Below are 13,577 nucleotides of genomic sequence, written 5' to 3' on the forward strand. Positions count from 1 at the left end.
CGGGTTCGTGGAGCGATGTTCAGGCGGTGCGCGTGATCAGCGCATCGAGCTGCGAATCGTTGCTGGCTTCGGGCCGGCGGCGCGTTCGGCTGCGCTGGCCGTCCACGGCAATGGCCTGCTCGCCATGCACCGTCACGCGGCGCACCAGGCGCGGCTGGTCGCCGTAGTCATTGACGGCGTAGTGCTGCGTGGCGCGGTTGTCCCAGATGGCCACGTCGTCCTGCTGCCACGACCAGCGCACCGTGTTCTCCAGCCGGATCACGCGCGACTGGAACAGATCGAACAGGCGGGCCGATTCGGCGCTGCTGACGCCGATGAACTTCTTGATGAAGTGGCCCAGCAACAGCGCGCGTTCGCCGGTTTCCGGGTGCACATGCACGAGCGGGTGCTCGGCCTCATAAACGGCGGACACGAAGACCTCGCGGTGGTGGCGCACGCGGTCTGCCGAGGCCGCGTCGGTGCGGTCCGCGCCGTAGTCGTAGTCGTTGCTGTGAACGGCCCAGAGCTGTTCGGCCAGCTTCTTGAGCGACTCGGGCAGGCGCTCGTAGGCCTTGGCGGTGTTGGCCCACACGGTGTCGCCGCCATAGGCCGGAATCTTCACGCCGCGCAGGATCGAGATCTTCGGAAAGGCATCGACGAAGGTCACGTCGGTGTGCCATGAATCGGCCCGGCCGCCGCCCTTGGAGGCATCCAGTTCGAAGAGCTTTGTGCCGCTGGGCGCGGGCACCGTCGGGTGCGCCACCGTGCGGCCAAAGCGCGCGCCAAAAGCCTGGTGCGCCTCATCGTCCAGATGGCCCTGGCCGCGGAAGAACAGAACCTTGTGCGCCAGCAGCGCGGCCTGCACGGCAGCGAAGCGCTGCTCGCTCAGCTCGGCACCCAGCTTCAGGCCCAGCACCTCGCCGCCGATGTGGCCGGCCAGGCGGCGGATGCGCAGGTCGCCAAAGCGCGTGTCGATGCGCGCGGAATCATCGGTGGCGACGGAAGGGGCTTGGGACATCGGGGAACTCCTTGAAGGCGGTGTGCAGGTCAGCGGCCAATGATGCGCAGCGCGCCGCACGGCGCGAACGAAGGCTTGCGCATAAGCAAGTGCGCTTTGTGCGCGCGCCGCGGCAGCCATGCGCTTTAGATGTTTTGGTTGTTTGCAAGCAAGGAATGCGTCGTTCCCTTGCGGCGCAAGGCTCTCTAGAGTGCGGCTCACGGGCTGCTTCTTCTTTTCTTTGTGGCGGCCCTTGGGCCCGCCGTGGCCGCCGCACACGATGACCGCTTCCACCCTTCTTTCCCCCTCCCTGCTCGCCGAGGCGCAGCGCCTGCCAGGCCGCCATGCACCTGCACGCCAGCACTTCGAAGTGCGCCCCTTTTCGCATGCGCCCTTCGGCGCGGAGATCGTGGGCCTTCGGCTCGACCAGAGCCTGCATGCCGAAGACTTCGCGCGCGTGCATGAAGCCCATCTGAAGCACCATGTGGTGGTGTTTCGCGACCAGCGCATCACGCCCGCGCAGCATGTGAACTTCAGCCGGCGCTTCGGTCCGCTGCAGGTCCATGTGCAGAAGAAGTTCCAGCTTGCGGGCCATCCCGAGGTGCTGATCGTCTCCAACATCAAGGAGAACGGCGAACCCATCGGCCTGGGCGACGCGGGCCACTTCTGGCATTCGGACCTCTCTTACAAGGAGCGGCCCAGCCTCGGTTCACTGCTGCATGCGCAGGAGCTGCCCGCCGAAGGCGGCGACACGCTGTTCGCCGACCAGCATGCGGCCTACGACGCGCTGCCCGAAGCGCTGAAGAAGGCCATTGCGCCGCTGCGCGCCGAACACAGCTACCTGGCCAGGTACGAGGAGCTGCGAGCGCGCAGCCCATGGCGGCCCGCCCTCACGCAGGCCCAGCTCGACGAGGTCAGGCCCGTGGTCCACCCCGTGGTGCGCACGCACCCCGAAACCGGCCGCAAGGCGCTGTTCGTCAGCGAGCACTTCACGACCCGCATCGTGGGCCTGCCCGAGGACGAAAGCCGCGCCGTGCTGGAAGAGCTGTTTGCGCGCAGCACGCAGCCGGCGCTGACCCTGCGCCACCGCTGGCAGCCGCACGACATCGTGTTCTGGGACAACCGCTCGGTGCTGCACCTGGCGGCCGGCACGCCCGAGCACCTGCGCCGCAAGCTCTATCGCACCACCATCGAAGGCGATGCGCCCCGCTGACAGCCGCACCGCCTGCGCCTTTTTTCTTTTTTCTCCTCTCCCCACCGACATTCATGAACGCCTTCTCCCGCCGCGCCGCCCTTGTTTTTCTGACAGGCCTTTCCCTTCTTGCCGGCAGCATGGCCGCGCAGGCCGAAGGCCGGATCCGCATCGCGCAGCAGTTCGGCATCGTTTATTTGCTGCTGAACGTGGCGCAGGACCAGAAGCTGATCGAGAAACACGGCAAGGCCGCAGGCGTGGATGTGAAGGTGGAGTTCGTGCAGCTCTCGGGCGGCTCGGCCGTCAACGATGCGCTGCTGGCGGGCAACATCGACATCGCAGGTGCCGGCGTGGGCCCGCTGTTCACCATCTGGGACCGCACGCGCGGCCGGCAGAACGTCAAGGGCGTGGCCTCGCTGGGCAACTTCCCCTACTACCTGGTCAGCAACAACCCGGCCGTGAAGACCATCGCGGACTTCACCGACAAGGACCGCATCGCGCTGCCCGCCGTGGGCGTGTCGGTGCAGTCGCGCGTGCTGCAGCTGGCCTCGGCCCAGCTGTGGGGCGACAAGGACTACAACCGCCTCGACCGCCTGCAGGTGGCGCTGCCGCACCCCGACGCGACGGCCGCCATCATCAAGGGCGGCACCGAGATCACGGCCCACTTCGGCAACCCGCCCTTCCAGGAGCAGGGACTGGCCGGCAACCCCAACGCGCGCATCGTGCTCAAGTCCTATGACGTGCTGGGCGGCCCCTCGTCGGCCACGGTGCTGTACGCCACCGAGAAGTTCCGCAGCGAGAACCCCAAGACCTATCGCGCCTTCATCGCCGCGCTGGACGAAGCCGCGAAGTTCATCGCCGCCAACCCCGAAGCGGCCGCCGACACCTACCTGCGTGTGACTGGCGCCAGGACCGACCGCAACCTGCTGCTGCAGATCATCAGGAACCCCGAAGTGCAGTTCAAGACCGCGCCCGAGAACACGCGCGTGCTGGGCGAGTTCCTGCACCGCGTGGGCACGATCAAGGCCAGGCCCGAATCGGTGAAGGACTACTTCTTCCCCGAGGCGATTGCCGCATCGGGCAGCTGAGGCCAACGCGATGAGCCTTGAATCCACGCTCACGCTGCGCCGTGGCTTTGCACGCGCGCCGCTGCGGGAACCGGGCGAGGGCCATGCCCCCTTGCCAGAGTGTCTGCGCGGCGCACAGCCGGCTGGCGATGCGCCGCTGCTGCAGGTCGATGGCGTGAGCCTGGAATACCGCACGCCCGAACGCGTGGTGCGCGCCACGCACCGTGTGGGCTTCGACGTGCACGCAGCCGATCGCTTCGTGCTGCTGGGGCCCTCGGGCTGCGGCAAGTCCACCTTGCTCAAGGCCATTGCGGGCTTCATCGCACCGGTGGAGGGCGAGATCCGCCTCGATGGCCGGCGCGTCAACGCACCCGGCCCCGACCGCATCGTCGTGTTCCAGGAGTTCGACCAGCTGCCGCCCTGGAAGACCGTGCGCGAGAACGTGATGTTCCCGCTGCTGGCCTCGCGCAGCCTGGGCCGACGCGAAGCGGCCGAGCGCGCCGCGCACTACCTCGACAAGGTCGGCTTGAGCCCTTTTGCCGATGCGCATCCGCACCAGCTTTCGGGCGGCATGAAGCAGCGCGTGGCCATCGCGCGCGCACTGGCCATGCAGCCGCGCGTGCTGCTGATGGACGAGCCCTTCGCCGCGCTGGACGCCTTGACGCGCCGCAAGATGCAGGAAGAGCTGCTGGCCCTGTGGGAAGAAGTGCGCTTCACCCTGCTCTTCGTCACCCACTCCATCGAAGAGGCTTTGGTGGTGGGCAGCCGCATCGCGCTGCTCTCGCCGCACCCGGGCCGCATGCGCGCCGAGCTCAACAGCCACGACTTCGACCTGCACAGCCAGGGCAGCGCGCAGTTCCAGGCCGTGGCGCAGCGCATCCACGGCCTGCTGTTCGAACAAGAGGCGGCCAGTGGCCCGCAGCAGCGACCATGAGCGCCCTTCATCAGCCACCGACGCGGCCCGAGTACGAATTGGCGCTGCAGCCCTTCACCGCCGGCGCCGTCGAACGCGCCCTGCCCTGGCCCGCACGGCTGTGGCAGCAGGACTGGCTGCGCCGCGGCCTCATCCTGGGGGCGCTGGCGCTGCTGTGGGAACTGCTGGCGCGCTGGCAGGACAACGACCTGCTCCTGCCCACCTTCGGCGCCACCGCACGCGCGCTGATCGAGGGCCTGGCCAATGGCGAACTGCTCACGCGCACCGCCCTTTCACTCACGGTGCTGGTGCAGGGCTATGCGGCCGGCGTGGGGCTGGCCTTTGCGCTCACCACGCTGGCCGTGTCCACCCGCTTCGGGCGCGACCTGCTGAGCACGCTCACGTCGATGTTCAACCCGCTGCCGGCCATTGCGCTGCTGCCGCTGGCGCTGCTGTGGTTCGGCCTGGGCCAGGGCAGCCTGATCTTCGTGCTGATCCACTCGGTGCTGTGGCCGCTGGCGCTCAACACCTTTGCCGGCTTTCAGGGCGTGCCCGAAACGCTGCGCATGGCCGGGCGCAACTACGGCCTGACCGGCTTGCGCTATGTGCTGCAGATCCTGGTGCCGGCTGCGCTGCCGGCCATCCTCTCGGGCCTGAAGATCGCGTGGGCCTTCGCCTGGCGCACCTTGATCGCGGCCGAGCTGGTCTTCGGTGCCAGCAGCGGCAAGGGCGGCCTGGGCTGGTACATCTTCCAGAACCGCAACGAGCTCTACACCGACCGCGTCTTCGCCGGCCTGGCGCTGGTGGTGATCATCGGCCTGCTGGTCGAAAGCCTGGGCTTTGCCACGCTGGAGCGGCTGACGGTGCGCAAGTGGGGGCAGCAGCGCTAGCAGCGGCGCACCGTCAACACCACGCGCCGGCGGCCGACAGTCGGCGGGCAGGCGGCCTGCGCACACTGCCCTCGAATCGCTTGGACGGAGTGCCCGCATGAACAAGTCCCTGATCACCCTCGCCACCGCATTGAGCCTGCTCACGCTGGGCAGCGCTCACGCCCAGGTGGGCAAGGCGGCCTCGGAGGCCGCCGATTCGGTGGAACACAAGGTCGAGCAAAAGCGCGCGGACAACGAGGCGAAGAAGAGCGGCCCGGTCGGCAAGGCCGTCAACAAGGTCAAGTCGGGCTATCACAAGAACCGCGCCGAAGACTCGAAGGACAACGCCAAGAGGGCGTTGAAGAACGCGGCCTGAGCGCCATCAGGCCCGCCCGCGCTCAAACGCGCGCGCTTCGGTACAGCCCCTCCACCTTCGGCACATTGCTCTCCAGCACGCGGATGCGCTCCGGCCCGCTGGGGTGGGTGGAGAGGAAGCCGATGCCGCCCTGGCGGTTGGAGGCGGCGGCCATCTTCTCCCACAGGCTCACGGATGACTGCGGTCGGAAGCCCGCGCGGGCTGCGAGTTCCAGCCCGACCAGGTCGGCCTCGGTTTCGTCGTCGCGGCTGAACTTCAGGGACAGCAACTGCGTGCCGGCGCGCGCGCCCAGGTCGCCCAGCTCGCCCAGGCCCAGCAGTTGCGCGCCCAGCTGCAACGCCATGCCGGTGCCGGTGGTCTTGGCCAGGCGCTCGCGCGCATGCTCGCGCAGCGCATGCGCCATTTCGTGGCCCATGATCATCGCGATCTCGTCGTCGTCGAGCTTGAGCTGGTCGAGGATGCCCGTGTAGAAGGCGATCTTGCCGCCGGGCATGCAAAAAGCATTGATCTGCTTGCTGCCGATCAGGTTGACTTCCCACTTCCAGCTGCCGGCGCGCTCGTTCCACTTCTGCGTGAACGGGATCAGCCGCCGCGCGATGGTGCGCAGCTTCTGCAGCTGCGGATGCTCGTTGCCGGCCAGGGCGCGCTGGGCCTTGGCCTGCTGCAGCAGTTGGGCGTACTGCTGGTCGCCGGCCCGCTCCAGCGTGTCGGCCGGCACCAGGGTGCGCGTGCGCGAAGGCGGACCGACGTCCACCTGCGCCAGGGCCGGCGTGGCCGCCAGCGCCGCGCCGGCCAGCACGAAGGCGCGGCGCGAGGACCAGCGATGCGCGCCGGCTGTGTCGGCGGGAGGCGGAAGGCAGAGCAGGCACATGGCGGGTGTCGGCTGGAAGAAGAGGATGATGAAGTGGCAGCGATGGGCGCGCCCACGAAGGGCTGCGCGGATGCTAAGCCAAGCCCATGTCCTGTGGACAATGGCCCCATGCCTTCGCAACCCGGCCCTTCCTCCTCCTCCACCGCGTCCGCCGCGCCGGACCCAAACGGCGCAGACACGTCCAGGCGCCCCGGCTGGGGCGAGACGCTCAGGGTCTATGGCGAAGCGGCCACGCTGCGCATGTTCGCGCTGGGTTTTTCGGCCGGGCTGCCGCTGTTGCTGGTGCTGGGCACGCTGAGTTTTCGCCTGCGCGAGGCGGGCATCGACCGCGCCACCATCGGCTACCTGAGCTGGGTCGGCCTGGCCTACGGCTTCAAGTGGGTGTGGGCGCCGCTGGTGGACCGGCTGCCGCTGCCGCCGCTCACCTCGCTGCTCGGGCGCCGGCGCGGCTGGCTGCTGCTGTCGCAGGCGCTGGTGATCGCGGGGCTGGTGGGCATGGCCTTCAACGATCCGCGCGCGGGCCTCACGCCGCTGGTGTGGTGCGCGCTGCTGGTGGCCTTCGGCTCGGCCACGCAGGACATTGCGCTGGACGCCTTCCGCATCGAATCGGCCGAGGCGCGCAAGCAGGCGGCGCTGGCAGCGGCCTACCAGACGGGCTACCGGCTGGCCATGATCTGGGCCGGCGCGGGCGTGCTGTGGGTGGCGGCCTGGGCCGAGATGTCGGTGGCCGAAGCCGCCACCTCCGGCTACCAGAACGGCAGCTGGCAGATCGCCTACCTGGTGATGGCCGCTTCCATGGCGGTGGGCGTGGTGACGGTGCTGCTGTCGCCCGAGCCCGCGCGCCGCGCGCTGCCCCCGGCGCGCAACCCCACCGAGTGGCTGCAGGGCGCGCTGGTTGAGCCCTTTGCCGATTTCATCCGCCGCTACCGCTGGCAGGCCGTGCTGATCCTGTCGCTGATCGCCATCTACCGCATCAGCGACGTGGTGATGGGCATCATGGCCAACCCCTTTTATGTGGACATGGGCTTCACCAAGGAAGAGGTGGCCACCGTGAGCAAGGTGTACGGCGTGGTGATGACGCTGGTGGGCGCCTTCGTCGGCGGCGCGCTGGCGATGCGCCTGGGCGTGATGCGGGTGCTGATGCTGGGCGCCGTACTCAGCGCGGCCAGCAATCTGCTGTTCGCCTGGCTGGGCACGCGCGGGCACGACCTGACGGGCCTGGTCGTCGTGGTCTCGGCCGACAACCTGGCCGGCGGCATCGCCTCGGCCGCCTTCATCGCCTACCTCTCCAGCCTGACCAACGTGAGCTATTCGGCCACGCAATACGCGCTGTTCAGCTCGATGATGCTGCTGCTGCCGAAGTTCGTGGCCGGCTACTCGGGCGCCTTCGTGGACGCCCACGGCTACGGCAGCTTCTTCATCTGCACCGCCGCGCTGGGGCTGCCGGTGCTGGTGCTGGTGGCGCTGGCGGCGCGGCAGGCCAAGAAACACACGGCAGCGTCGGTGCCGCCAGCCGAGGCCGCACGCGACGCCCTCGGCTGACAGGCGCAAGCGCCGCGGCGCTGTTACGCTCGCTTCCGCGCCCCGTGCGTTGCAACCGCCAGACCTAGAAAAACGTGCCCACCCGCATTGCACCCCTTTCCATCCGCGCCTACACCGCCACCACGGCGCTGGGCACCGGCAAGGCCGCCCTGCTCCAGGGGCTGCGCGAGTCGCGCAGCGGCCTGCGCCCCAACGACTTCGGCGAACCCGCCGGGCAGCGCCTGGACACCTGGATCGGCCGCGTCGACGGCGTCGAGGCGCTGCAGCTGCCGCCCGAGCTGGCCACCTGGGACTGCCGCAACAACCGGCTGGCCTGGCTGGGCCTGACGGCCGACGGCTTCCTCGAAGCGGCGCTGGCGGCGCGCGAGCGCCATGGCGCGCACCGCGTGGCCGTGATCGTGGGCACCTCCACTTCCAGCATCGGCGACACCGAACTGGCCTACACCCAGATGGACGCCAACGGCCTGTTCCCGCCGCGCATGCGCCACAGCGAACTGCACACCGCCCATTCGCTGGGCCTGTTCGTGCAGCGCGCGCTGGGCCTCACGGGCCCGTGCGAGACGATCTCCACCGCCTGCTCTTCCAGCGCCAAGGTCTTTGCCTCGGCCGAGCGGCTGATGCGCCTGGGCCTGATCGACGCCGCCGTGGTGGGCGGCGTGGACACGCTGTGCGGCAGCGTGCTCTTCGGCTTCAACTCGCTGGAGCTGGTCTCGGGCGAGCCCTGCCGGCCCTTCGATGCGCAGCGCAAGGGCATCAGCCTGGGCGAGGCCGCCGGCTTTGCCTTGCTGGAAAGATCAGATGGCTCGGCCGACCCGCAACTCCTGGGTTACGGCGAAGCCAGCGACGCACACCACATGTCCACCCCGCACCCCGAAGGCGCGGGCGCCGAACGCGCGCTCAACGACGCGCTGGCGCGCGCCGGCCTGGGCTGCGAGGCCATCGACTACATCAACCTGCACGGCACGGCCAGCAGCAAGAACGACGAGGTCGAAGCCGCACTGGTGTCGCGCCGCTTCCCCGCCCACGTGCATGCCAGCAGCACCAAGGGTTTCACGGGCCACACGCTGGGCGCGGCCGGCATCGTGGAAGCCGTGGTCTGCCTGCTGGCGCTGGAGCATGGGCTGATGCCCGGCACCGTCAACAGCCGCACGCCCGATCCGGTCTGCGGCCCGCAGATCCGGCTGGCGCCCGCGCAGGGCGAGGTGCGGCATGCGCTGTCGAACTCCTTCGGCTTCGGCGGCAACAACTGCGCCCTCATCTTTGGCCGCGGAGCAGCGGCATGAGCGGCACGCCCACGCTCTACATCGAAGGCCCGGCCTTCTGGGCGCCCACCTTGCCGGGCTGGGACACGGCCCGCCTCGCGCTGCGCGACGCCGGCCCCGTGGCCGAGCCGCCGGCCAAACGCCCCTCGCCGCAGATGCTGGCCGCGGCCGAGCGCCGCCGCGCGCCCGACACCGTGGCCGTGGCGCTGGAAACGGCCAGCGCCAGCGTGGCGGCAGCCGGCCGCAATGCCGCCGAGCTGCCCTGCGTGTTCGCCTCGGCGCATGGCGACCTGGCCATCAACGACTACATGTGCGCCACGCTGGCCACCGCGCCCGCGCAGCTCTCGCCCATCAAGTTCCACAACTCCGTGCACAACGCGGCCGTGGGCTACTGGACCATCGGCACCGGCTGCCAGCGCGCCAGCAATTCGCTGGCGGCCTATGAATACAGCTTCGCCTCGGGCCTGATGGAAGCGGCCGCGCAATGCGCCTGCGACTCTGAGGCCGTGCTGCTGGTGGGCTTCGACGTCGAGGCCGTGGGGCCGCTCAAGCAGGTGCATCGCAGCGAAGGGCTGCTGTCGGGCGCCTTCGTGCTTTCGCCCACGCGCACCGAGCGCGCGGTGGCTGCGCTGGACTGGGCGCTGCAGCCCGGCCCGAGCCGGAGCGAGCCGCTGCGCTCCGAGGCCGCGCGCCGGCTGCCGCCCAACGCCATCGCCGACGCCTTGCCCGTCTTCGAAGCCCTGGCGCGGCTGGAGACGGGCGAGCCCCAGTCGCTCGCCCTGCCGCTGTCGGCCCAACTTTCACTGGTGTTGCGGCTTGCGCCGCTGGAGTAGCTGGAATGACGATGTCCCCCACGCACGACGTGATCATCATGGGTGGGGGCCTCGCAGGCCTGACCCTGGCCCTGCAACTGCGCCAGTGCTTCCCCGACATCGACGTGCTGGTGCTGGAGCGCCGCGCGCACCCCGTGCCGCATGCCACGCACAAGGTGGGCGAGTCCTCGGTCGAGATCGGCGCCCATTACTTCGACACGGTGCTGGGCCTCAAGGAGCACATGCAGCAGGCGCAGCTGCGCAAGTTCGGCTTCCGCTTCTTCTTCTCGGAAGGGCGGCGCGACCTGGACGGCGTGACCGAGATCGGCGTGAGCCACTACCTGAGCACGCCCAGCTACCAGATCGACCGCGGCATCTTCGAGAACCACCTGGCCGAACTCGCGCGCGAGCGCGGCGTGCGCTTCGTGGACAACGCAATGGTCAAGCAGCTGACGCTCAGCGAGGACGATGCGCCGCACCGCATCAGCTGGCGCGAAGGCGAAACCATGCGCGAGGCCCAATGCCGCTGGGTGGTGGACGCCTGCGGCCGGGCCGGGCTGATCAAGCGCAAGCTGGACCTGGCGCAACCCAACGACCACCACGCGCACGCCGTGTGGTTTCGCATCGGCGACCGGCTCATGGTCGACGAATGGAGCGAGGACCCGCAGTGGCGCACGCGCTGCGACCCGCAGGCGCGCTGGCTGTCGACCAACCACCTCGTGGGCGCGGGCTACTGGGTGTGGCTGATTCCGCTGGCCTCGGGCTCGCATTCAGTCGGCATCGTGGCCGACCCGGCGATCCATCCGCTGGACACCATGGACAGCTTCGACAAGGCCATGGAATGGTTCCGCCAGTACCAGCCGCGCCTTTTCGACGCACTGGACGGCCGGCGCCACCTGCTGCAGGACTTCATGCAGCTGCGCAAGTTCTCCTACGGCTGCAAGCAGGTCTTCTCGGACCGGCGCTGGGCGCTCACGGGCGAAGCCGGCCTGTTCCTGGACCCTTTCTATTCGCCGGGCAGCGACTTCATCGCCATCAGCAACACCTACATCTGCGACCTGGTGGCGCACGACCGGCAGGGCCATTCGCTGCGCGCCCGGGCCCAGGTCTACGACCAGATGTACCAGTCCTTCTACCAGAGCACGCTGGCCCTGTATGAAGGCCAGTACCCGCTGTTCGGCGACCCCGAGGTGCTGCCCGTGAAGGTGATCTGGGACTACACCTACTACTGGGGCGTGCTCGCGCAGATCTTCTTCCAGCATCGGCTCACCGACCTGGCGCACCTGGGCCAGGTCAGCGATGAGCTGCGCCACGCCCAGACGCTGGGGCTGGCGATGCAGCAACTGCTGCGCGAGTGGTCCGGGCACAGCGAGAAGAAGAACCTGCCGGGCATGCTCGACCAGGCGCGCCTGCCCTGGTTTGCCGCGCTCAACGCGAGCCTGCGCGAGCGCTGCGCCGACGGCCCGGCCTTCCTGGCCCGGCTGCGCGCCTGCCTGGGCCAGCTGCGCACGCTGGCGCACCAGATCCATGGCCGCGCCTGCGACGCCTACCCGGCCCTGGCCGGCAGCAGCGCGGCGCTGGCCGTGCAGGCGCTGCTGGAGAAAGAGCTGCCACACGCGCCCATCGACCTTGACGCAGAGCCCATGCTCTTTGCGTTGACCGAAACCGCGTAGGTTTACGCAACTTTACGAGGGCTACAACGGCACTTGCTGCCGTTGCGAGAGGATGGCCGAACCATGAGTACTCCCCAGCTCCTGATGATCGAGGACGATGCGCGGCTCGCGCAGATGGTCAGCGAATACCTCACGCAGTCCGGCTTTGCCGTGAGCCATGCCGGCGACGGCGCCAGCGGACTGGCTCAGTTGCAGGAACGCGCACCCGACCTGGTCATCCTCGACCTGATGCTGCCCGACACCGACGGGCTCGACGTATGCCGCCGCATCCGCGCACTGCCCGGCCCGCTGGCGAAGGTGCCCGTGCTCATGCTTACGGCCAAGGGCGATCCGATGGACCGCATCATCGGCCTGGAACTGGGCGCCGACGACTACCTGCCCAAGCCTTTCGAGCCGCGCGAGCTGCTCGCGCGCATCCGCGCCGTGCTGCGCCGCCGGGCCGAGGCGAGCGCGCCGGCCGCCGCCTCGGCGCACAGCGTGATGCGCTTCGGCTCGCTGGAGATCGACCGCGATGCGCGCTCGGTCACCGTGGCCGGCCAGGGCGCGGAACTCACCTCCTACCAGTTCGACCTGCTCGTGACCATGGCCGAGCGCGCGGGCCGCGTGCTCACGCGCGACCAGATCATGGAAGCCGTGCGCGGCCGCGAGCTGGAGGCCTTCGACCGTTCCATCGACGTGCACATGGGCCGCATCCGCGCCGCCATCGAGGTGGACCCCAAGAACCCCAAGCGCATCCTCACGGTGCGCGGCGTGGGCTACGTCTTCGCCAAGCAGCAGGACTAGCGCGGCGCCGGGGCCCGGGCTCTTTTCATGATCCAGCTGTTCATCCGGCACCTGTACCTGCGCATCTGGCTGGCGTCGCTGGCCGGCGTGGCCGTGGTGGTGATCGCGGCGGGCTGGGCCTGGCAGATCTCGGAGGAACAGCGCAGCACGCCGCTGCCGCGCGAAGTGACGCTGCGCGATGACAAGCACGAGATCTCGGGCCGCGGCACGTCGCTGCGCACCAGCCGGCCCGGCGAGGGGCTGGAGTTCGAGATCACGCTCGAGGACGGGCGCCGCTTCACGATGGAGTTCGGCCCCCGCTACGACCGGCGCAGCCCGCCGCCGTGGCTGCATCCGCAGACGGGCATCTTCTGGCTGCTGGGCATGGTGGGCCTGGCCACGGGCGTGGGCCTGTTCCCCATCGTGCGCCGGCTCACGCAGCGGCTCGAAAGCCTGCAGCGCGGCGTGCAGCGCTGGGGCGAGGGCGATCTTTCGGCCCGCGTGCCCGAGGACGGCGAGGACGAGGTGGCCGACCTGGCCCAGCGCTTCAACGACGCCGCCACGCGCATCGAGCAACTGATCCGTTCGCACAAGTCGCTGCTGGCCAATGCCTCGCACGAGCTGCGCTCGCCGCTCACGCGCATCCGCATGAGCCTGGAGTTGATGGCGCCCCCATCCGGCAGCCCTGTTGGCAGCGCCCAGAAGGCTGCGATTGCCGAAGTGGCGCGCAGCATTGCCGAGCTGGACCAGTTGATCGACGAGATCCTCCTGGCCAGCCGCCTCGATGCGCGCGAGGCCGACATGGGCACCGTGGAAAGCGTGGACCTGATGGGCCTGGCGGCCGAGGAATGCGCCCACACCGGCGCCGAGCTGGGCGTGGCCGAAGGCACGAAGCTGGAAGCGCTCACCGTGCCCGGCGTGCCGCGCCTGCTGCGCCGCGCCGTGCGCAACCTGCTGGAGAACGCGCGCCGCTACGGCGGTCAGCAGGGCGTGGAGGTGGACCTGTCCGCCGATGCGCGCCACGCGCTGGTGCGCGTGATGGACCGCGGCCCGGGCGTGCCCGAAGCCCTGCGCGAGCGCATCTTCGAGCCCTTCTACCGACTGCCCGGCGCCAGCGAGCGCGAGGGTGGCGTGGGCCTGGGCCTGGCGCTGGTCAAGTCCATCATCGAACGCCATGGCGGCCAGGTGCGCTGCGAAGGCCGCGAGGGCGGCGGCGCCTGCTTCGTGATCGCGTTGCCGCACTGAGCGGCGCGTTGGTGGCG

Annotated in this window: 13 protein-coding genes; 11 read left to right on the forward strand and 2 right to left on the reverse strand. The window is 69.5% G+C overall.

The features are described from left to right. Window positions 1-19: 19 nt before the first annotated feature. A complete protein-coding gene (locus PGB34_RS18245; RefSeq protein ID WP_271429530.1) occupies window positions 20-997 on the reverse strand; it encodes a TauD/TfdA dioxygenase family protein in 978 nt (325 codons plus the stop codon). A gap of 259 nt (window positions 998-1,256) precedes the next feature. On the opposite strand from PGB34_RS18245, the gene PGB34_RS18250 reads away from it, so the two are divergent. From PGB34_RS18250 to PGB34_RS18270, 5 genes are all read left to right on the forward strand, one after another. Then, the gene (locus PGB34_RS18250; RefSeq protein ID WP_271429531.1) at window positions 1,257-2,189 is read left to right on the forward strand and encodes a TauD/TfdA dioxygenase family protein; all 933 of its coding nucleotides are present in this window, start codon (window positions 1,257-1,259) and stop codon (window positions 2,187-2,189) included. A gap of 53 nt (window positions 2,190-2,242) precedes the next feature. After that, window positions 2,243-3,256 (forward strand): ABC transporter substrate-binding protein, encoded by a 1,014-nt coding sequence (locus PGB34_RS18255; RefSeq protein ID WP_408647918.1) that lies wholly within the window; start codon window positions 2,243-2,245, stop codon window positions 3,254-3,256. Window positions 3,257-3,266: 10 nt separating this feature from the next. Further along, the gene (locus PGB34_RS18260) at window positions 3,267-4,169 is read left to right on the forward strand and encodes an ABC transporter ATP-binding protein (protein ID WP_271429532.1); all 903 of its coding nucleotides are present in this window, start codon (window positions 3,267-3,269) and stop codon (window positions 4,167-4,169) included. Next, window positions 4,166-5,038, forward strand: a complete 873-nt coding sequence (locus PGB34_RS18265; protein ID WP_271429533.1) for an ABC transporter permease — start codon at window positions 4,166-4,168, stop codon at window positions 5,036-5,038. Before PGB34_RS18260 ends, PGB34_RS18265 begins: the two co-directional genes overlap by 4 nt. Before the next feature lie 97 nt (window positions 5,039-5,135). Beyond that, window positions 5,136-5,393, forward strand: a complete 258-nt coding sequence (locus PGB34_RS18270) for a hypothetical protein (protein WP_271429534.1) — start codon at window positions 5,136-5,138, stop codon at window positions 5,391-5,393. Between the two features lie 22 nt (window positions 5,394-5,415). On the opposite strand, the gene PGB34_RS18275 is transcribed toward PGB34_RS18270, so the two are convergent. Next, entirely contained in the window at window positions 5,416-6,264 is an 849-nt protein-coding gene (locus PGB34_RS18275; RefSeq protein WP_271429535.1) for a M48 family metallopeptidase, read from the reverse strand. Between the two features lie 108 nt (window positions 6,265-6,372). Between PGB34_RS18275 and PGB34_RS18280 the strand changes: the two genes are divergently transcribed. From PGB34_RS18280 to PGB34_RS18305, 6 genes are all read left to right on the forward strand, one after another. Beyond that, a complete protein-coding gene (locus PGB34_RS18280; RefSeq protein WP_271429536.1) occupies window positions 6,373-7,806 on the forward strand; it encodes an AmpG family muropeptide MFS transporter in 1,434 nt (477 codons plus the stop codon). Between the two features lie 74 nt (window positions 7,807-7,880). Next, window positions 7,881-9,089, forward strand: coding sequence for a beta-ketoacyl-[acyl-carrier-protein] synthase family protein (locus PGB34_RS18285; protein ID WP_271429537.1), 1,209 nt, complete (start codon window positions 7,881-7,883; stop codon window positions 9,087-9,089). Beyond that, on the forward strand, window positions 9,086-9,901 hold the full coding sequence (locus PGB34_RS18290) for a beta-ketoacyl synthase chain length factor (protein WP_271429538.1): 816 nt from the start codon (window positions 9,086-9,088) through the stop codon (window positions 9,899-9,901). Before PGB34_RS18285 ends, PGB34_RS18290 begins: the two co-directional genes overlap by 4 nt. Window positions 9,902-9,906: 5 nt before the next feature. Then, window positions 9,907-11,553 (forward strand): NAD(P)/FAD-dependent oxidoreductase, encoded by a 1,647-nt coding sequence (locus tag PGB34_RS18295; RefSeq protein WP_271429539.1) that lies wholly within the window; start codon window positions 9,907-9,909, stop codon window positions 11,551-11,553. A gap of 63 nt (window positions 11,554-11,616) precedes the next feature. Next, window positions 11,617-12,336 carry a response regulator transcription factor gene (locus tag PGB34_RS18300; protein WP_271429540.1) on the forward strand — a complete coding sequence of 240 codons (720 nt, stop codon included), beginning with the start codon at window positions 11,617-11,619 and terminating at the stop codon, window positions 12,334-12,336. A gap of 27 nt (window positions 12,337-12,363) precedes the next feature. After that, entirely contained in the window at window positions 12,364-13,560 is a 1,197-nt protein-coding gene (locus PGB34_RS18305) for a HAMP domain-containing sensor histidine kinase (RefSeq protein WP_271429541.1), read from the forward strand. Window positions 13,561-13,577: the final 17 nt, after the last annotated feature.

It is taken from the genome of Xenophilus arseniciresistens (genome assembly GCF_028023875.1).
GTDB classification, from domain to species: Bacteria; Pseudomonadota; Gammaproteobacteria; order Burkholderiales; family Burkholderiaceae_C; genus Xenophilus; species Xenophilus arseniciresistens.

Excerpts from the sequence above, each read along its gene's own strand:
- PGB34_RS18245 (WP_271429530.1), bottom strand. The coding sequence starts at position 997 with ATGTCCCAAGCCCCTTCCGTCGCCACCGATGATTCCGCGCGCATCGAC.
- PGB34_RS18250 (WP_271429531.1), top strand. The coding sequence starts at position 1,257 with ATGACCGCTTCCACCCTTCTTTCCCCCTCCCTGCTCGCCGAGGCGCAG.
- PGB34_RS18255 (WP_408647918.1), top strand. The coding sequence starts at position 2,243 with ATGAACGCCTTCTCCCGCCGCGCCGCCCTTGTTTTTCTGACAGGCCTT.
- PGB34_RS18260 (WP_271429532.1), top strand. The coding sequence starts at position 3,267 with ATGAGCCTTGAATCCACGCTCACGCTGCGCCGTGGCTTTGCACGCGCG.
- PGB34_RS18265 (WP_271429533.1), top strand. The coding sequence starts at position 4,166 with ATGAGCGCCCTTCATCAGCCACCGACGCGGCCCGAGTACGAATTGGCG.
- PGB34_RS18270 (WP_271429534.1), top strand. The coding sequence starts at position 5,136 with ATGAACAAGTCCCTGATCACCCTCGCCACCGCATTGAGCCTGCTCACG.
- PGB34_RS18275 (WP_271429535.1), bottom strand. The coding sequence starts at position 6,264 with ATGTGCCTGCTCTGCCTTCCGCCTCCCGCCGACACAGCCGGCGCGCAT.
- PGB34_RS18280 (WP_271429536.1), top strand. The coding sequence starts at position 6,373 with ATGCCTTCGCAACCCGGCCCTTCCTCCTCCTCCACCGCGTCCGCCGCG.
- PGB34_RS18290 (WP_271429538.1), top strand. The coding sequence starts at position 9,086 with ATGAGCGGCACGCCCACGCTCTACATCGAAGGCCCGGCCTTCTGGGCG.
- PGB34_RS18295 (WP_271429539.1), top strand. The coding sequence starts at position 9,907 with ATGACGATGTCCCCCACGCACGACGTGATCATCATGGGTGGGGGCCTC.
- PGB34_RS18300 (WP_271429540.1), top strand. The coding sequence starts at position 11,617 with ATGAGTACTCCCCAGCTCCTGATGATCGAGGACGATGCGCGGCTCGCG.
- PGB34_RS18305 (WP_271429541.1), top strand. The coding sequence starts at position 12,364 with ATGATCCAGCTGTTCATCCGGCACCTGTACCTGCGCATCTGGCTGGCG.